Below are 17,068 nucleotides of genomic sequence, written 5' to 3'. Positions count from 1 at the left end.
GTATTAATACTCTTCGAAAATCAAATTCAAACCACGTCAACGTCGCCTTGCCGTAGGTATGGTTCCTGACTTCGTCAGTCTTATCTGCAACCTCAAAGCAGTGCTTTGAGCAACCTGCGGCTAGTTTCCTAGTTTGCTCTTTGATTTTCATTGAGTATTAAAAAGCCTCTTCCCAAAGGAAAGAGGACTTAATATTATTGATGAACCGCTTGAGCTGCTGTGATAAGGGTCAACTTGTAAACATCATCAGCATTACATCCACGAGAAAGGTCGTTAACTGGCTTGTTCAAACCTTGCAAAACAGGTCCAACAGCCGCAAAACCACCAAGGCGTTCTGCCATCTTGTAGCCGATATTTCCTGCCTCGATACCTGGGAAGATGAAGACATTTGCTTGACCAGCTACCGTACTTCCAGGAGCTTTCAGAGCTGCAGTTTCAGGAACAAAGGCTGCATCAAATTGCAACTCACCATCGATTTCAAGGTCAGGACGCAAGTCGTGAGCAATTTTAGTTGCTTCAACAACCTTATCAACACTTTCTCCAAATCCTGAACCTTTAGTAGAATAGCTTAGCATAGCAATTTTAGGCTCGATGCCAAACATCTTAGCTGTGATTGCTGAGTTGATGGCAATTTCAGCCAAGGCTTCCGCGTCTGGATTGATGTTGATGGCACAGTCTCCAAATAGGTAACGTTCCGTACCACGAACCATGAGAAAAGCACCTGAAGTACGAGTTACATTTGGACGAGTTTTAATGATTTGAAGGGCTGGACGTACTGTTGAAGCTGTTGAGTGAATCGCACCTGATACCATTCCATCAACCAAGCCTAAGTATACCAACATAACACCAAAGTAGTTGACATCTTCAACCAAAACCTTGCGTGCATCTTCTTCAGACATTTTACCCTTGCGACGCTCCACCAAGGCAGCAACCATTTCTTCAAATTTATCGTAGTGTTGAGGGTCAATGACTTCATAACCATCCATGATTCCTTCAATTTCAAGATAAATTTTAATTTTTTCAGGATTTCCAAGCAAAACAGGAATCACTTCTGTTTCTTTTACCAGGCGTTTAGTCGCTTGAAGAATACGAGGTTCTTCCCCTTCAGGGAGAACGATACGAGCATTTTTACCAACCAAGTTGGCTTTGAGACTTTCAAAAACTTCCATGAGTTTTCTCCTTTAAGATAATAATTATACTCTGAAACATTTTTTATAGAGTATTAGTTGATAACTGGGTAATAAGGTTGCTAAAATCATCCGGCAAGGGACTTTCTAACTGCAAGTCTTGCTCTAGAAAAGGATGATAAAAAGATAGGTAATGGCAATGCAGGGCCTGACGTTGGATGCCGTCGTCTAGACTACCACCATACAAGTCATCTCCCAACAAAGGAAAACCAATATGAGAAAAATGGACTCGGATTTGGTGGGTTCGCCCAGTGTGCAGGCGAATGTCTACCAAATGAATATTCCCATAAGAAGCTACAATCTTGTAAGAAGTATGGGCGTACTTCCCACCTTTAGCTACTCTTCTAGTGATAATAGAGTCTTCATCACGTGCAATCGGGGCAATAATTTCCCCCTCTGACTCCAAGTGTCCATCGCCTTTAACCAAAGCAAAGTAGCGTTTTTCAATGGACTTCTTCTGCAACTGCTTGTCTAATCGTGCATGGGCATAGCCGTGCTTGGCAAAGAGCATCAAGCCAGAAGTATCTCTATCAAGTCTAGTTACAATGTGAACCTGCTGATTCTCATAGTCTTGCTTGACGTAGTAACCCTTGATAAAATTAGCGATAGTATTGGAGTGATTAACACTAGGAATAGAAGCCACTCCATAGGGTTTATTTAAGACTAGAAAATGGTCATCCTCATAGAGAATATCCAGTGGGCGCTCGATAGCTTCGAGAGTTTCAAAACCTTCCTCAGCGGGAATATCTATGATAACTCGGTCTCCAATATCCAATAGATACGTCGCATTTTGTGGTTGATCATTGACCAGAATAGCTCCGCCTCGAAACTTAATCTTAGCTAGCAGCCCCTTAGAAACCTCGTGCTTTTTTAAGAAGGTCTTGACCTTGACATGCTCATCTGCGATAAATTCAAACCTCATTCGTCCACCTCGCCGATGAAAGCATCCTTAACACGGTTCCAGAAACTGGTATGGCTAGGTGATGCGACAAAGTGAATCTTATGATGGTCGATTTGATACTCAATTCGCTCAATATTACGGAAGGAATAAACGCTATTGTCAACCGAAATGGTATGGTAATCGTTTCTTGTTGGAATAAGTTCAATCTTATCCTTCTTAGGAACAATAATAGACGAACCCAGCGTTCGATAGACACGATTGTTAAGGCTGGCAATTTCCGTTAATTGCAAAGCTTCAATGGTTGGGTGTAAAACAGCTCCACCGAGCGACTTGTTATAGGCTGTACTACCAGTCGGTGTCGAAACTGTTAGCCCATCTCCACGAAAACGTTCAAAGTGGACACCGTTAATCACAACATCCGCCACCATGGTTCGATCAGACCTGCGGATGCTGGCTTCATTTAGTGCTCTAAAAATCTTCACTTCACCATTTTCAAGAAAGACCTTCACATTTAGAACAGGGTAAGAGACTCTTGCTCCGGTATCTAGCTGCAAATTAGTCACTAGCTTATCCAACTCAAAATCACGGTAGTCCGTATAGAAGCCCAAATGTCCAGTGTGAACACCAATGAAGCGGACCTTGTCAAGCTGGTTTTCGTACTTATGAAAGGCCGACAAGAGCATACCATCCCCACCGATGGAAATAACGATATCTGGATTGGTATCATTGAGTATAAACTGATTTCTCTTCAAACGATCTCGCAATTCATACAAAACCCTTTGACTCTGCGGTTTTCTATTAGCTATCAGGTCAATTCTTTTACCTGTATTCTTCATCTGTATCGTCACTGTTTCCTACACCATCATTTAATTTTCTACTCAAAGGATCAAAAAGTGCCTGGGCTTCCTGGATATCATCTCGAATTTTACCCATTTCTTCATCCAACTGATGAGCAATCTTGGCTGTAATTTCCAGTCGCTTCTTTATCTCCTCTGGGAAATCCCCTTGGTACTTGTAGTTGAGAGAATGTTCTATCGTTGCCCAGAAATTCATGGCCAAGGTACGTATTTGAATTTCCGCCAAAATGGTTTTAGCACCATTGATAGTGTCAACCGTATATTCTACTACCACATGATAGGAACGATAGCCTGATGCTTTTCGATGAGTAATGTAATCTCGCTCCTGTATGATCCGCATATCCTGACGCTTGCGCAAAATCTCCACTACTTCCTTGACGTCATCTACAAACTGAACCATCACACGCAAACCAGCAATATCTTGCAAATCGTGCTCTAAGGTCGCATAAGTAATGCCACGCCGAGCCATTTTTTCCCTGATGCTCTCAATTGGCTTGACTCGGCCAGTCACAAACTCAATCGGAGAATGCCTATTTTGCTTACGATATTGCTTCCGAATACCACGTAGTTTAATCTTTAACTCACCAACAGCTTGAATGTAAGGATCTAGAAATTCTTCCCATTCTAAGGTCATATATTCTCCCTTGTTCTCATATTATCCTTCAAAAATATCTTTGATTTTTTCTCCAGATTCATATACAATAAATACAATGCTATTATATCATATAATCCGCTTTCATAGACAAAGAAAAGGTAAGAAAATTGAAACATTTAGAAATTGAATTGAAAACACTCTTGAAAAAAGATGAATATAATCGTCTAAAAGACCAGTTCACAGACGTCACTCCTGTTCTTCAAAAAAATTACTACATAGACACGCCTGATTTCGAACTGCGAGAAAAGAAAGTTGCTTTGCGCATTCGCACTTTTGAAGATTGGGCAGAATTGACACTCAAAGTCCCACAAAGTGTCGGAAACATGGAATACAATCAAAAATTGCAACTAAAAGATGCTGAAAACTATCTGAGCAAGAAAAAACTTCCTCAAGGGCTAGTACTGGATGAATTGGCGAAACATGGTATTAAAACTAGTAAATGGCAGATTCTTGGTTGTCTAACGACACTTCGCTATGAAATGCAAACAGCTATTGGTCTCATGGCGCTGGATGAAAGTCAGTACTTTGATATTACAGATTACGAATTAGAGCTTGAAGTTGAGAATCACGAGCAAGGGAAACAAGATTTCCAGCAATTTTTAGAGGAAAATCAGATTGCTTATCAAAAAGCTCCCTCAAAATTGGTCCGATTTGTCAAAAGCATGAAAAATAGCTGAAATAATCTCTATTTTTTGGTAAAATAGAAAAGATAAAATACAAAAATCCCTGTTCATATAGGCTAGGCAGATATGACTAGGATTTAAAAAGTTTACAGAGGACGGTCTATAATGTCAGATAGAAAAAACATGAAACTTTTCGCACTCAACTCTAATCAAGAAATTGCACAGAAAATTGCTCAAGCTGTTGGTGTCCCACTTGGAAAACTATCATCACGTCAATTTTCAGACGGAGAAATCCAAGTAAATATCGAAGAAAGTGTCCGTGGTTATGATGTTTACATCATCCAATCAACAAGTTTCCCAGTTAACAACCACCTAATGGAGTTATTGATCATGGTCGACGCTTGTGTGCGTGCAAGTGCCCACAGCATCAACGTTGTTCTTCCATATTTTGGCTATGCACGTCAAGACCGCATCGCTTCACCTCGTGAGCCGCTTACAGCCAAACTAGTTGCCAATATGCTAGTTAAGGCTGGTGTCGATCGTATCCTTACGCTTGATTTGCATGCCGTTCAGGTTCAAGGCTTCTTTGACATCCCTGTCGATAACCTTTTCACAGTTCCCCTATTTGCAAAACATTATTGCGATAAGGGCCTACTCGGTTCAGATGTTGTTGTCGTTAGCCCTAAAAATTCAGGTGTGAAACGCGCTCGTAGCTTGGCTGAATATCTTGATGCTCCTATCGCCATTATCGACTACCCCCAAGACGATGCAACTCGCAACGAAGGTTATATTATCGGTGATGTGGAAGGTAAAAAAGCTATCTTAATTGACGATATTCTGAATACAGGACGTACCTTCTCTGAAGCTGCTAAAATCGTTGAACGTGAAGGGGCTACAGAAATCTATGCTGTTTCTAGCCACGGTCTCTTCGTCGAAGGTGCTGCTGAACTTCTTGATAATACTAATATTAAAGAAATTCTTGTGACTGATTCAGTAGCAACAAAAGAAAAAACTCCTAAAAACGTATGCTACATCACTGCAAGTGAGTTAATTGGTGATGCTATCGTCCGTATCCACGAAAGAAAACCAGTCAGCCCACTCTTTGCCTACAACAAAAAGAAATAAGGTGATTCTTTGATTTATTTGGACAATGCTGCAACGACTCCTATGTCATCAGTTGCTATTTCAGCTATGACTAAGGTTATGCAAGAAACCCATGGCAATCCTTCTAGTATCCATGGTCATGGTCGTCAAGCTGGCAAACTTTTGCGTGAAGCCCGTCAGGAACTAGCTCAATTACTGGGAACAAAACCTCAACATATCTTTTTCACTTCTGGTGGAACCGAAGGCAACAATACTGCTATCATCGGCTACTGCCTTCGTCATCAAGAAAAAGGAAAACATATCATCACAACTGCCATCGAGCACCATGCTGTCCTTGAAACAATTGATTACTTGGTTCAGCACTTCGGTTTTGAAGTAACCATTATCCAGCCAAAAAATCAGGAAATCACCGCCCAGCAAATTCAAGAGGCCTTACGTGACGATACGATTTTGGTTTCTACCATGTTTGCCAATAATGAGACAGGAAACCTACTTCCCATTGCTGAAATTGGCCAAATACTCAAGCAACATCCTGCTGCCTACCATGTTGATGCAGTTCAGGCTATCGGTAAAATCCCTATTCACCCAGAAGAATTGGGCATTGATTTTCTCACTGCTTCAGCCCATAAATTCCATGGTCCTAAGGGAATCGGTTTTCTCTACGCATCAAGCATGGACTTTGATTCCTATCTTCATGGCGGAGATCAAGAACAGAAAAAACGAGCAGGAACTGAAAATCTAGCTTCCATCGTTAGCATGGTTGCAGCCCTAAAAGAAGACCTAGAAAAACAAGAAGAACATTTTCAACATGTACAAAATCTAGAAACTGCCTTTCTTGCGGAGCTTGAGGGAGTTCAGTATTACCTGAACAGAGGAGAACACCATCTACCTTATGTCCTCAATATTGGATTTCCTGGGCAGAAAAATGACCTCCTACTCCTTCGTCTAGACTTAGCTGGAATTTCAATCTCTACTGGCTCGGCCTGTACTGCAGGCATTGTCCAATCCAGCCATGTTCTTGAAGCCATGTACGGGGAAAATTCAGAACGTTTGAAAGAATCCGTTCGCATCAGTTTGTCTCCACAAAATACTATCGAAGACCTAGAAACCCTCGCAAAAACCTTAAAAGAAATTATCGGAGGTTAGCCATATGGCATTTGAAAAAACCATTCAGTTAAAAAATTGTCGTTACGACTACACTCTTAGCCCTTCTGTTAAGAAATTCACCCTCAAAGACAACACTTTTTTTGAAACAAAAGTTGGTAACTATGAACTGACTCGCCTACTTGAAAAGGTTCCAAACAGCGGTGAAGGCTTCCAACTAAAAATCATCATTAACAAGGAACTCACAGGGGCTAAAATCAATATCACTGACAAGTTTGGTCTTCGTCTAGTTGATATTTTCAAATCAGAAGACCACCACATTCATCAGGAAAAATTCTATTTCCTCATGGATAGCTTGGTAGAACGTGGTGTCTTTACAAAAGCGGAAAGATAGAGCCAAAATGTTTGAACTGACCTATAAGGACAGCTATCATGTAGAGCGCACTCTCAAGTATGAGGATTACGAGGCTCTCATGCTGGCTCTGTCAGGATGTGTGACTCTGCCAGATACACTTTATGTAACTTCTTTGACCTTTAAAGGGCAGGAAGTTTACCAAGGACTGGTCGGAGACCTCTACCGTTTTCTATCACATGCAGATTTTTTACATCAAAACTAAGATTTTTCTTAGTTTTTTCTTGTTTTTGTTGATTTTTTCACAATGTTTCTATAAAATAGAAGAATAGAAAGGTTGTGATTTTGTGAAAGATAAACAGTCTGCTATTCCAAAAGCTACAGCGAAAAGACTCTCTCTCTACTATCGAATTTTTAAGAGATTTCATGCAGAAAAGATTGAACGTGCCAACTCTAAGCAAATTGCAGAGGCTATCGGTATTGATTCCGCGACCGTACGTCGTGATTTTTCCTATTTTGGTGAACTAGGTCGCCGTGGTTTTGGCTATGATGTCAAAAAACTGATGACATTTTTTGCCGATTTGCTCAATGATAACTCTATTACCAATGTCATGCTTGTTGGTATTGGTAATATGGGCCATGCCCTTCTCCACTATCGCTTCCATGAGCGCAACAAGATGAAGATTATCATGGCCTTTGACCTTGATGACCATCCTGAAGTCGGTAGCCAAACTCCTGATGGGATTCCCATTTACGGAATTTCTCAAATTAAGGATAAAATCCAGGATGCTGATGTGAAGACTGCTATCCTGACCGTTCCTAGCGTCAAATCACAAGAGGTTGCTAATCTCTTGGTAGATGCTGGCGTGAAAGGGATTCTCAGTTTTTCACCAGTCCATCTGCATTTACCAAAAGATGTGGTCGTTCAATATGTCGATTTAACAAGTGAACTCCAAACCCTCCTCTATTTCATGCGAAAAGAGGATTAGAAAGCGAAAATCATTTTATGAAAAAACCAGTTATTGGGATTACAGGAAACGAAAAAACTCATCCAGATGATGACATCATGATGAGCTACGCAGCAAAAGGCTTTGTGGAAGGCGTTAAAGACGCTGGAGGGATTCCCATCATCCTACCGATTGGTGATCAAGAAATGGCCTGCCACTATATCAGTATGATTGACAAGCTCATCTTGACAGGTGGGCAAAATGTTGATCCTAAATTCTATGGTGAACCAAAAACCATTGATAGCGATGACTACCACCTTCAAAGAGATATCTTCGAAATAGCCCTCATCAAGGAAGCTATCAAACAGAAAAAGCCAATTTTCTCTGTCTGCCGTGGGACTCAACTCTTTAACGTTGCCATGGGCGGAACTCTGTACCAAGATATCGAAGACCACTGGCAGGATTGTTCTGCCGAGTACACAACCCAGCGCTTGGTAACCGAACCAGATACTGTTCTTCGAGAAATCTATGGAGAAATCTCCCATATCAACTCTTTCCACCACCAGAGTATCAAGGATTTAGCTCCCAACTTAAAGATTGCAGCTCATGATCCTAAGGATGGTATCATTGAAGCTGTCATGAGTACGGATGATGTTGCCTTCCTCGGTGTCCAATGGCATCCAGAATTTCTTTTTGAAAATCGTCCCAAAGATAAAAACCTCTTTGACTATATCGTTAATGAACTTTAGATTAAATCTGTCTTTTCTCGATAACTAAAGTAACTGGAGTGAGAGACAATCAAATGGTCCAAGAGGACAATTCCCATCAGATCGCAGGCTTCTTTGACAAGTTTAGTGACATGATCATCATTTCGGCTAGGGGCCACCGCTCCTGAAGGATGATTATGAACCAAGATGAGAGAAGTCGCCATATGCTTGATAGCATAGTGAAGAATCTCTCGCGGTTCAGCAATACTACGAGTGGCAGAACCGATAAAAATGGTCTGTTGATGGATGATTTGATTTTGAGTATTGAGATAGAGCGCCACCAGGTGCTCTTGTTTTTTATCCCCCAATTCCTGTTGCATCTTCTTGGCCAACTTTTGACTGCTGAGAATACTTTCCATCTCAAGGGTTTCGTGTTTATGAATACGATGGCCCAGTTCAATCATGGCTTGTAACTCTATTGCCTTAACTCGTCCGATACCAGATAGACTCTGCAATTCCTGCAGTGTCATTTTTTTCAAATCTGTTAGGCTTGAAAGATTATTCAAGACTTTCTGGGCAATTTCAAAAACACTGGCCTGACGTGTTCCTGTTCTGAGTAAAATAGCTAGCAACTCTTGGTTACTGAGCGCTTCCACTCCTTCTTGGGCAAGTCTTTCTCTTGGCAATAGTGAATCTTCTTGGAATGAAATACTGTACATAAAAATCCTCCTCACTTTATTATTCGTGAGAAGGATGAAAAATTAGATTTTTTTCTCAATTGGGGCCACACTGGCCAAAAGTTTTTTCAAACCAACTTCTGGGAAATTGATTTTTAATTCCTGCGTAGCACCGCTACCTGAAACTTCCAGAACAGTTCCCTCTCCCCATTTCTTGTGGAGGGCAATGTCACCAATGGACCAATTTGTTTCGCTAGACGCTGATTTTGCACCAGCTGTAAATTGACCAAATGGGAGACCGCTTGACTGGATAGTTTTTGGGGCCGCACTGCGTTTACGGTCTTGAAGAGCCTGGGCCAAACTCATACCTTGACCGAAGGCAAGGCCACCACTACTATATGATGCTTTAAAGCTTGTATTTGCTGGACGAGCCAGACCTTGATACTCAAGCAAGTCTGAACTGATTTCGTTAATAAATCGAGTAGGACGGTTGTAGTTGGTACGACCAAAAAGCAGGCGTGAGTTGGCATTTGTCAGATAGAGGATTTTCTCTGCACGCGTAATTCCTACATAGGCCAGACGGCGCTCTTCTTCTAGTTCATCTTGATCTTCAGCAGCACGACTAAGTGGAAAGACATTTTCTTCCATCCCAATCAAAAAGACAACTGGAAACTCGAGACCTTTGGCAGCATGCAGGGTCATTAGAGTAACTTCTGATGTCTCCTGACTACCTGAATCGGTGTCCGCAATCAAGGCTAAATCATTTAAGAAACGACTCAGTTTGTCCAGACCAGTTTCTTCTTCTGGCTCATCAGAGGTGTCATCAAAGTTTTTCGTCACAGAAAGGAACTCTTCAATATTTTCAACCCGAGCCTTACTTTCCAGAGTTGCTTGGGCATTAAGAATATCAACGTAACCTGTTTTTTCTAGGACGGCCTCAACCAACTCTGTAATATTTAATTGATCTAGCTGCTCTCGTAAATCTAGAATCATATTGGCAAAATCCCAGATAGACTGGGCTGCTTTACCCTTGATACCAGATAACATGATGTTTGCTGAAGCATCTAGCATAGACATGTTTTGCATATTGGCAAAGTCACGGATTTTCTCAACTGTACCTGGGCCAATTCCACGTTTAGGCTCATTGATAATACGCTCAAAACTAATATTGTCACTCAAATTAGCAATGAGGTTAAGATAAGCGATAATGTCACGAATTTCCTTACGGCTGTAGAACTTAGTCCCACCAACCATGGTATATGGGATATTGGACTTGAGCAGGGCTTCCTCAATGGTACGAGATTGAGCGTTTGTACGATAAAGAACTGCAAAATCCTTGTGAAGGAAGTTTTGACTGCGACTAAGTTCATCGATGGTTCTAGCTACAAATACAGCCTCATCTAGCTCATCATTTGCACGATAGTAAACGATTTGCTCACCATCCGCATTTTGAGTCCAGAGATTCTTAGGACGGCGGTTTTTATTGTTTTTAATAACTTCATTGGCCGCTTGGAGAATGGTTTTGGTTGAGCGGTAATTTTCCTCCAACAAGACAACCTTGGCTTGAGGATAATCCTTTTCAAAATCCAAGATATTCTGCATATCAGCACCACGCCAACCGTAGATAGACTGATCCGCATCTCCAACCACACAGATATTTTTAAAGCGTGAAGCCAAGAGTTTGACCAGTTGGTACTGAGCATGGTTGGTATCTTGGTACTCATCAACGTGGATGTATTGGAACTTCTGCTGGTAATAAGTCAAAACATCAGGATTTTGATCAAAGAGACGCAGGGTCAGCATAATCAAATCATCAAAGTCAACCGACTCCGACTGACGCAATTCTTTCTGATAGGCTGTATAACACTGAGCCACGATTTGCGTGTACATATCACCAGCTTGAGCAGCATAAGCCACATCATCAATCAAATCATTCTTAGCATTGGAAATGGTTCCTAAGATGCTTCGTTCATTCCATTTTTTCGGATCCAAGTTCAACTGCTTGAGAATGCGTTTCATGAGCGTTCGCTGTTCACCAGGATCTACAATTGTAAAATTGCGGTTGTAGCCAATATGGTCCGCATCGCGACGTAGTATACGAACACACATGGAGTGGAAGGTCGCAATCAGACAGTCCTGAGTGGCTGGATTGAGGCTATAAGCACGCTCCTTCATCTCACGCGCAGCCTTATTAGTAAAGGTAATGGCCAAGATATTCCACGGATTGACCAGCTTTTCATCAATCAAATAAGCGATACGGTGGGTCAAAACACGAGTCTTTCCAGAACCAGCCCCCGCCATGATTAACAAGGGCCCTTCTGTCGTTTGCACCGCCTCAGCCTGACGGTCATTCATTCCATTTAATAATGCGTTCATCTTCTCTTCCTTACTCTTGAAGTCAATATTTCTATTATATCAGAATTCAAGGAAAATATCTTTACCTAGACTGGTTACGTGTAGAAGGCAACTTCTTATATCTAGATAAAAAATGAGCTTGGATATTATTTCCAAACTCATTTAAAGTCAATTGCAATATACTAGAACAAGCCTAGAACAGTTCCATCGCTTTCAACATCCATGTTAAGAGCTGCTGGACGTTTTGGTAGGCCTGGCATGGTCATGACATCGCCAGTTAAGGCAACGATGAAGCCTGCACCTAATTTTGGCACCAATTCGCGAATGGTAATTTCAAAGTTTTCAGGTGCTCCAAGTGCATTTGGATTGTCTGAGAAGCTATACTGGGTCTTAGCCATACAGATTGGCAATTTGTCCCAACCGTTTTGAACGATTTGAGCGATTTGAGTTTGAGCTTTCTTCTCAAAGTTCACTTTGCTACCACGGTAGATTTCAGTAACAATCTTTTCAATCTTTTCTTGAACAGAAAGGTCATTGTCATACAAACGTTTATAGTTAGCTGGGGTTTCAGCGATAGTCTTCACAACTGCTTCGGCAAGAGCTACTCCTCCTTCTGCGCCATCAGCCCAGACACTTGCTAGTTCAACTGGTACATTAATTGAGGCACAAAGTTCTTTTAAGGCTGCAATTTCAGCTTCTGTATCAGATACAAATTCGTTAATCGCAACAACTGCTGGAATACCGAACTTACGGATGTTCTCAACATGGCGTTTCAAGTTGGCAAAACCTGCACGAACCGCCTCCACATTTTCCTCTGTGAGAGCGTCTTTAGCCACACCACCATTCATCTTAAGAGCACGAAGGGTTGCGACAATAACTACCGCATCTGGAGAAGTTGGCAAGTTTGGTGTCTTGATATCAAGGAATTTCTCAGCACCAAGGTCTGCACCAAAACCAGCTTCAGTAACTGTGTAATCAGCCAAGTGAAGGGCTGTTGTCGTTGCCAAGACAGAGTTACATCCGTGAGCGATATTGGCAAATGGACCACCATGCACAAAGGCAGGTGTCCCGTAAATTGTCTGAACCAAGTTTGGCTTAATAGCATCCTTCAAAATCAATGCTAAAGCACCTTCAACCTGCAAATCACCTACAGAAACAGGGGTACGGTCATAGCGATAACCGATGACAATATTAGCCAAACGGCGTTTCAAGTCCTCGATGTCCGTTGCCAAGCAAAGAATTGCCATGATTTCTGAAGCGACAGTAATGTCAAAGCCATCCTCACGTGGAATACCATTTAGAGGACCACCAAGACCAACCGTCACATGGCGAAGCGCACGGTCGTTCAAGTCCACAACACGTTTCCAGAGAATACGACGTTGGTCGATTCCTAGCTCATTTCCTTGGTGTAAGTGATTGTCAATCAAGGCAGAAAGAGCATTGTTGGCAGTCGTAATGGCATGCATGTCTCCAGTAAAGTGAAGATTGATGTCTTCCATTGGCAGAACTTGGGCATAACCACCACCTGCAGCACCACCCTTAATCCCCATTACTGGACCAAGAGATGGCTCGCGGATAGCAATCATGGTTTTCTTGCCAATCTTGTTCAAGGCATCCGCAAGACCAATAGTAATAGTTGATTTTCCTTCACCTGCTGGCGTTGGGTTGATGGCAGTAACCAAGATCAATTTTCCAACTGGATTGCTCTCAACTGCACGAATTTTATCAAAGCTGAGCTTAGCCTTGTACTTTCCGTACAACTCCAAATCATCGTAAGAAATACCAAGTTTCTCTACAACATCAACGATTGGCTTCAACTCAATACTCTGTGCGATTTCAATATCTGTTTTCATTCAAAACTCCTCTAACCTCTTATATGATAATTCATTATAACACAAAACAAGATTTTTAACATCCGAAAACTCTCTAAACGTTCGTGAATATCCCTGTTTTTAAGGTTTTTAGAGCCCTTTCTTAAATTTTATATGGCTTTATAGTTTGAAACTATAGTAAACCTTCGTTTTTACCAAAAATTTATCGCTTTCATTTTACTTACCGTTTATTTTTGTGTACAATAGTGCTATGAAAATTTTAGTTACATCGGGCGGTACCAGTGAAGCTATCGATAGCGTCCGCTCTATCACTAACCATTCTACAGGTCGCTTGGGCAAAATCATCACAGAAACCTTGCTTGCTGCAGGGCATGAAGTTTGTTTAATTACTACAAAACGAGCCGTGAAGCCAGAACCCCATCCCAACCTATGCATTCGAGAAATTAACAATACCAAGGACCTTCTTCTGGAAATGAAAGAACGTGTTCAGGATTATCAGGTCTTGATTCACTCAATGGCGGTATCCGACTACACTCCTGTTTATATGACAGGCCTTGAGGAAGTTCAGGATAGCTCCAATCTAGAAGAATTTTTAAACAAGCAAAATCATCAAGCTAAGATTTCTTCAACTGACGAGGTTCAGGTTTTGTTCCTAAAAAAGACACCCAAAATTATCTCTCTAGTCAAGGAGTGGAATCCTGCTATTCATCTGATTGGTTTCAAACTGCTGGTTGATGTCTCTGAGGATTATCTCGTCGAGATTGCCAGAAAAAGTCTTATCAAGAACCAAGCAAACTTAATCATTGCAAATGACCTGACTCAAATCTCAGCAAACCAGCATCGTGCAATCTTTGTTGAAAAAGATCAGCTTCAAACAGTCCAGACTAAAGAAGAAATTGCAGAACTCCTCCTTGAAAAGATTCAAGCCTATCATTCATAGAAAGGAAAGCTATGGCAAACATTCTCTTGGCTGTAACGGGCTCAATCGCCTCTTACAAGTCGGCAGATTTAGTCAGTTCTCTAAAAAAACAAGGCCATCAAGTTACTGTTTTAATGACTCAGGCTGCTACAGAGTTTATCCAACCATTGACACTAGAGGTACTCTCACAGAATCCTGTCCACCTAGATGTCATGAAGGAGCCCTATCCTGAACAGGTTAATCATATCGAACTTGGAAAAGAAACTGATCTATTTATCGTGGTACCTGCAACTGCTAACACTATTGCAAAACTAGCCCACGGCTTTGCGGACAACATGGTAACCAGTACAGCTCTAGCCCTGCCAAGTCATATCCCAAAACTCATCGCACCAGCAATGAATACAAAAATGTATGACCATCCGGCAACTCAGGCTAATCTGAAAACATTAGAAAGCTACGGCTATCAGCTGATTGCTCCTAAGGAATCCCTATTAGCTTGTGGAGACCACGGACGAGGAGCTTTAGCCGACCTCACAATTATTTTAGAAAGAATAAAGGAAACTCTCGATGAAAAAACGCTCTAATATTGCACCTATTGCTATCTTTTTTGCAACCATGCTCGTGATACACTTTCTGAGCTCGCTTATCTTTAATCTTTTTCCATTCCCAATCAAACCGACTATCGTTCATATTCCTGTCATTATTGCCAGCATTATCTACGGTCCACGCGTTGGGGTTACACTTGGATTTTTGATGGGGCTACTTAGCTTAACTGTTAACACGATTACAATTCTACCGACAAGTTACCTCTTCTCCCCATTTGTACCAAACGGAAACATCTACTCAGCTATCATTGCAATTGTCCCACGTATTTTGATTGGTTTAACTCCTTATCTAGTCTATAAACTAATGAAAAACAAGACTGGTCTGATTCTAGCTGGTGCCCTGGGTTCACTTACCAACACGGTCTTTGTACTTGGTGGAATATTTTACCTTTTTGGAAATGTCTTTGATGGTAATATCCAAAAACTCCTAGCAACTGTTATCTCAACAAATTCGATTGCCGAATTAGTCATTTCCGCAGTTCTAACCCTAGCTATTGTTCCAAGACTACAAACCTTGAAGAAATAAAAACAATCTCCGCTTTCATGCTTGAAGGTGGAGATTTTGTTTGATGTAGTTTGTGTTTTTAGTGAAATGTTTACGAGTCTTTAATTAAAAAATGACTTATAAACCTAAGTAAATCCTTGCTTTATTGTCTTGTTTATAATACTATACTAGTGTATATACAGTTAAAAGGAGATTCTTATGAACACACGGAAAAAGACACAATTTATGACAATGACTGCCCTCTTAACGGCTATTGCGATTTTGATTCCAATTGTTATGCCTTTCAAAATCGTCATTCCACCTGCTTCCTATACTTTAGGAAGCCACATCGCTATTTTTATTGCCATGTTCTTATCGCCCTTGATGGCTGTTTTTGTCATCCTAGCCTCTAGTTTTGGATTTTTGATGGCTGGCTATCCCATGGTTATCGTATTTCGAGCTTTTTCCCATATCTTTTTTGGGACTCTAGGAGCTCTTTACCTACAAAAATTCCCCGATACACTAGATAAACCAAAAGCTTCCTGGATTTATAACTTTGTATTAGCGCTTGTCCATGCCCTTGCTGAAGTATTAGCTTGTGTCGTTTTTTATGCAACTTCCGGTACCAATGTAGAAAATATGTTTTATGTTCTATTTGTGCTAGTTGGATTTGGTACAATTATCCATAGTATGGTAGACTATACATTAGCACTAGCTGTCTATAAAGTGCTTCGAAAACGCCGTTAAAAGGAAGAACTATGACAAAAGAACGCAAACAAGCTCTGCTCCAACTCTTGAAAGAAGCTCCTAAAGCCCTTAATGGCCAAAGTTTGGCGGAACATTTTCATGTCACACGTCAGGTCATTGTGCAGGACATTGCAATTTTGAGAGCCGATGGCGCTCCTATCCTATCCACTAATCGTGGCTACGTCTATAAGCAAATTGAAACCAATCCTTATGTTCACAAACTTTTCAAAGTGAAACATGAAGTTGAAGAAATCGGTCAAGAACTCCTTGCTATCGTTGATAATGGTGGACGTGTTCAAAATACCTTGATTGACCATCCCGTCTATGGAGAAATTGAAACCTTGCTTAAACTGTCTTGTCGCAGAGATGTGCAACATTTTCTAGAACAAGTCGAGCATTCTGATTTTAAACCTTTATCTGAATTGACAGATGGTATCCATTACCACCTAGTTGAAGCCGAAACACAACAAGACCTCCACTATATCGAGGAGGCCTTGGATCAACTCGGTTATTTAGTAAAAGACTAGAAAATTTTCTTTTCCCAATCGTCTTCTGTACTGTGGCGGTAGAAAAACTCTGACTTGTCAGGAGCTTCCATCATCTCCATCAAAGGTAGCATATCATAGGCCAGATCCAAGCTTGGAATCTGGTCTTTTTGAATCCAAGAAACTTCTCCCTCGTCTGAAGATTGAAGAGTTCCAGTAAACTCGGTCGCCTTGTAACAAAAGACAATGTAGCGACCTCCTGTATCCAAAGGCCAATTTTTAACGCCTACCAGTTGCGGATTTTGGATAGTCAATCCTGTTTCTTCATAGATTTCACGAATGACAGACTCCGCGAAAGCCTCGTCATTTTCTACATGACCTCCAGGAAAGGCATAACCAGACCAGCGATTGGTTTCAGGAGAGCGATACTGCATAACCACGCGCTGAGTTTCGAGGTCTTCAATCAGACAGATATTTGTTAAAATCGTTAACTGGGAACGGGACATATTTTCTCCTTTAAGTACTAT

General features: G+C 41.2%; 20 protein-coding genes. 12 read left to right on the top strand and 8 right to left on the bottom strand.

The window, feature by feature from the left end:
* Nucleotides 1-194 precede the first annotated feature (194 nt).
* The 4 genes from pta to ABKJ27_RS03980 are packed head-to-tail and all read right to left on the bottom strand — an operon-like array spanning nt 195 to nt 3,579.
* Entirely contained in the window at nt 195-1,169 is a 975-nt protein-coding gene (gene pta / locus ABKJ27_RS03995) for a phosphate acetyltransferase (RefSeq protein WP_153199058.1), read from the bottom strand.
* A 43-nt stretch (nt 1,170-1,212) separates the two neighbouring features.
* Nucleotides 1,213-2,109 (bottom strand): RluA family pseudouridine synthase, encoded by an 897-nt coding sequence (locus tag ABKJ27_RS03990; protein WP_247927881.1) that lies wholly within the window; start codon nt 2,107-2,109, stop codon nt 1,213-1,215.
* Nucleotides 2,106-2,924: an NAD kinase gene (locus tag ABKJ27_RS03985; protein WP_000799056.1), complete on the bottom strand. Its 819-nt coding sequence runs from the start codon at nt 2,922-2,924 to the stop codon at nt 2,106-2,108. Before ABKJ27_RS03985 ends, ABKJ27_RS03990 begins: the two co-directional genes overlap by 4 nt.
* The gene (locus ABKJ27_RS03980; protein ID WP_000171692.1) at nt 2,908-3,579 is read right to left on the bottom strand and encodes a GTP pyrophosphokinase; all 672 of its coding nucleotides are present in this window, start codon (nt 3,577-3,579) and stop codon (nt 2,908-2,910) included. Before ABKJ27_RS03980 ends, ABKJ27_RS03985 begins: the two co-directional genes overlap by 17 nt.
* A gap of 128 nt (nt 3,580-3,707) precedes the next feature.
* Between ABKJ27_RS03980 and ABKJ27_RS03975 the strand changes: the two genes are divergently transcribed.
* From ABKJ27_RS03975 to ABKJ27_RS03945, 7 genes are all read left to right on the top strand, one after another.
* The gene (locus ABKJ27_RS03975) at nt 3,708-4,277 is read left to right on the top strand and encodes a CYTH domain-containing protein (RefSeq protein ID WP_261069540.1); all 570 of its coding nucleotides are present in this window, start codon (nt 3,708-3,710) and stop codon (nt 4,275-4,277) included.
* A gap of 111 nt (nt 4,278-4,388) precedes the next feature.
* On the top strand, nt 4,389-5,348 hold the full coding sequence (locus ABKJ27_RS03970; RefSeq protein WP_001283818.1) for a ribose-phosphate diphosphokinase: 960 nt from the start codon (nt 4,389-4,391) through the stop codon (nt 5,346-5,348).
* Between the two features lie 9 nt (nt 5,349-5,357).
* On the top strand, nt 5,358-6,473 hold the full coding sequence (locus ABKJ27_RS03965) for a cysteine desulfurase family protein (RefSeq protein ID WP_000639688.1): 1,116 nt from the start codon (nt 5,358-5,360) through the stop codon (nt 6,471-6,473).
* Nucleotides 6,474-6,477: 4 nt separating this feature from the next.
* Nucleotides 6,478-6,825, top strand: a complete 348-nt coding sequence (locus ABKJ27_RS03960; protein ID WP_000863539.1) for a DUF1831 domain-containing protein — start codon at nt 6,478-6,480, stop codon at nt 6,823-6,825.
* A 7-nt stretch (nt 6,826-6,832) separates the two neighbouring features.
* Nucleotides 6,833-7,048: a DUF4649 family protein gene (locus tag ABKJ27_RS03955; RefSeq protein ID WP_000462491.1), complete on the top strand. Its 216-nt coding sequence runs from the start codon at nt 6,833-6,835 to the stop codon at nt 7,046-7,048.
* A gap of 82 nt (nt 7,049-7,130) precedes the next feature.
* Entirely contained in the window at nt 7,131-7,772 is a 642-nt protein-coding gene (locus ABKJ27_RS03950; protein WP_000653415.1) for a redox-sensing transcriptional repressor Rex, read from the top strand.
* Between the two features lie 17 nt (nt 7,773-7,789).
* On the top strand, nt 7,790-8,479 hold the full coding sequence (locus tag ABKJ27_RS03945; RefSeq protein WP_020902817.1) for a gamma-glutamyl-gamma-aminobutyrate hydrolase family protein: 690 nt from the start codon (nt 7,790-7,792) through the stop codon (nt 8,477-8,479).
* On the opposite strand, the gene radC is transcribed toward ABKJ27_RS03945, so the two are convergent.
* The 3 genes from radC to ABKJ27_RS03930 all read right to left on the bottom strand — a co-directional run bounded on the left by radC (nt 8,476) and on the right by ABKJ27_RS03930 (nt 13,322).
* Nucleotides 8,476-9,156, bottom strand: coding sequence for a RadC family protein (gene radC / locus ABKJ27_RS03940; RefSeq protein ID WP_000286931.1), 681 nt, complete (start codon nt 9,154-9,156; stop codon nt 8,476-8,478). The genes ABKJ27_RS03945 and radC overlap by 4 nt on opposite strands.
* Before the next feature lie 42 nt (nt 9,157-9,198).
* Nucleotides 9,199-11,490: a DNA helicase PcrA gene (pcrA, locus tag ABKJ27_RS03935; RefSeq protein WP_237446825.1), complete on the bottom strand. Its 2,292-nt coding sequence runs from the start codon at nt 11,488-11,490 to the stop codon at nt 9,199-9,201.
* 161 nt (nt 11,491-11,651) lie between these two features.
* On the bottom strand, nt 11,652-13,322 hold the full coding sequence (locus tag ABKJ27_RS03930; protein ID WP_410012091.1) for a formate--tetrahydrofolate ligase: 1,671 nt from the start codon (nt 13,320-13,322) through the stop codon (nt 11,652-11,654).
* Between the two features lie 229 nt (nt 13,323-13,551).
* Between ABKJ27_RS03930 and coaB the strand changes: the two genes are divergently transcribed.
* The 5 genes from coaB to ABKJ27_RS03905 all read left to right on the top strand — a co-directional run bounded on the left by coaB (nt 13,552) and on the right by ABKJ27_RS03905 (nt 16,583).
* Complete coding sequence (gene coaB, locus ABKJ27_RS03925) at nt 13,552-14,241, top strand: phosphopantothenate--cysteine ligase (protein ID WP_410012090.1); 690 nt, start codon at nt 13,552-13,554, stop codon at nt 14,239-14,241.
* A gap of 11 nt (nt 14,242-14,252) precedes the next feature.
* Nucleotides 14,253-14,804: a phosphopantothenoylcysteine decarboxylase gene (gene coaC / locus ABKJ27_RS03920; RefSeq protein ID WP_203212741.1), complete on the top strand. Its 552-nt coding sequence runs from the start codon at nt 14,253-14,255 to the stop codon at nt 14,802-14,804.
* On the top strand, nt 14,788-15,351 hold the full coding sequence (locus ABKJ27_RS03915; protein WP_000747412.1) for an ECF transporter S component: 564 nt from the start codon (nt 14,788-14,790) through the stop codon (nt 15,349-15,351). The genes coaC and ABKJ27_RS03915 overlap by 17 nt, the downstream gene beginning before the upstream one ends.
* 177 nt (nt 15,352-15,528) lie before the next feature.
* Complete coding sequence (locus ABKJ27_RS03910; protein ID WP_203212742.1) at nt 15,529-16,056, top strand: ECF transporter S component; 528 nt, start codon at nt 15,529-15,531, stop codon at nt 16,054-16,056.
* An 11-nt stretch (nt 16,057-16,067) separates the two neighbouring features.
* Nucleotides 16,068-16,583 carry a transcription repressor NadR gene (locus ABKJ27_RS03905; RefSeq protein ID WP_203212743.1) on the top strand — a complete coding sequence of 172 codons (516 nt, stop codon included), beginning with the start codon at nt 16,068-16,070 and terminating at the stop codon, nt 16,581-16,583.
* Here the strand turns inward: ABKJ27_RS03905 and ABKJ27_RS03900 are convergent.
* A complete protein-coding gene (locus tag ABKJ27_RS03900) occupies nt 16,580-17,047 on the bottom strand; it encodes an 8-oxo-dGTP diphosphatase (protein ID WP_410012089.1) in 468 nt (155 codons plus the stop codon). The two genes, ABKJ27_RS03905 and ABKJ27_RS03900, sit on opposite strands and share 4 nt — an antisense overlap.
* Between the last annotated feature and the right edge of the window lie 21 nt (nt 17,048-17,068).

The organism is Streptococcus sp. KHUD_011, from assembly GCF_046352925.1.
GTDB lineage: Bacteria > Bacillota > Bacilli > Lactobacillales > Streptococcaceae > Streptococcus.
Note: the sequence above shows the minus strand (reverse complement) of the source record. Positions and strands in the feature narration are given on the sequence as shown.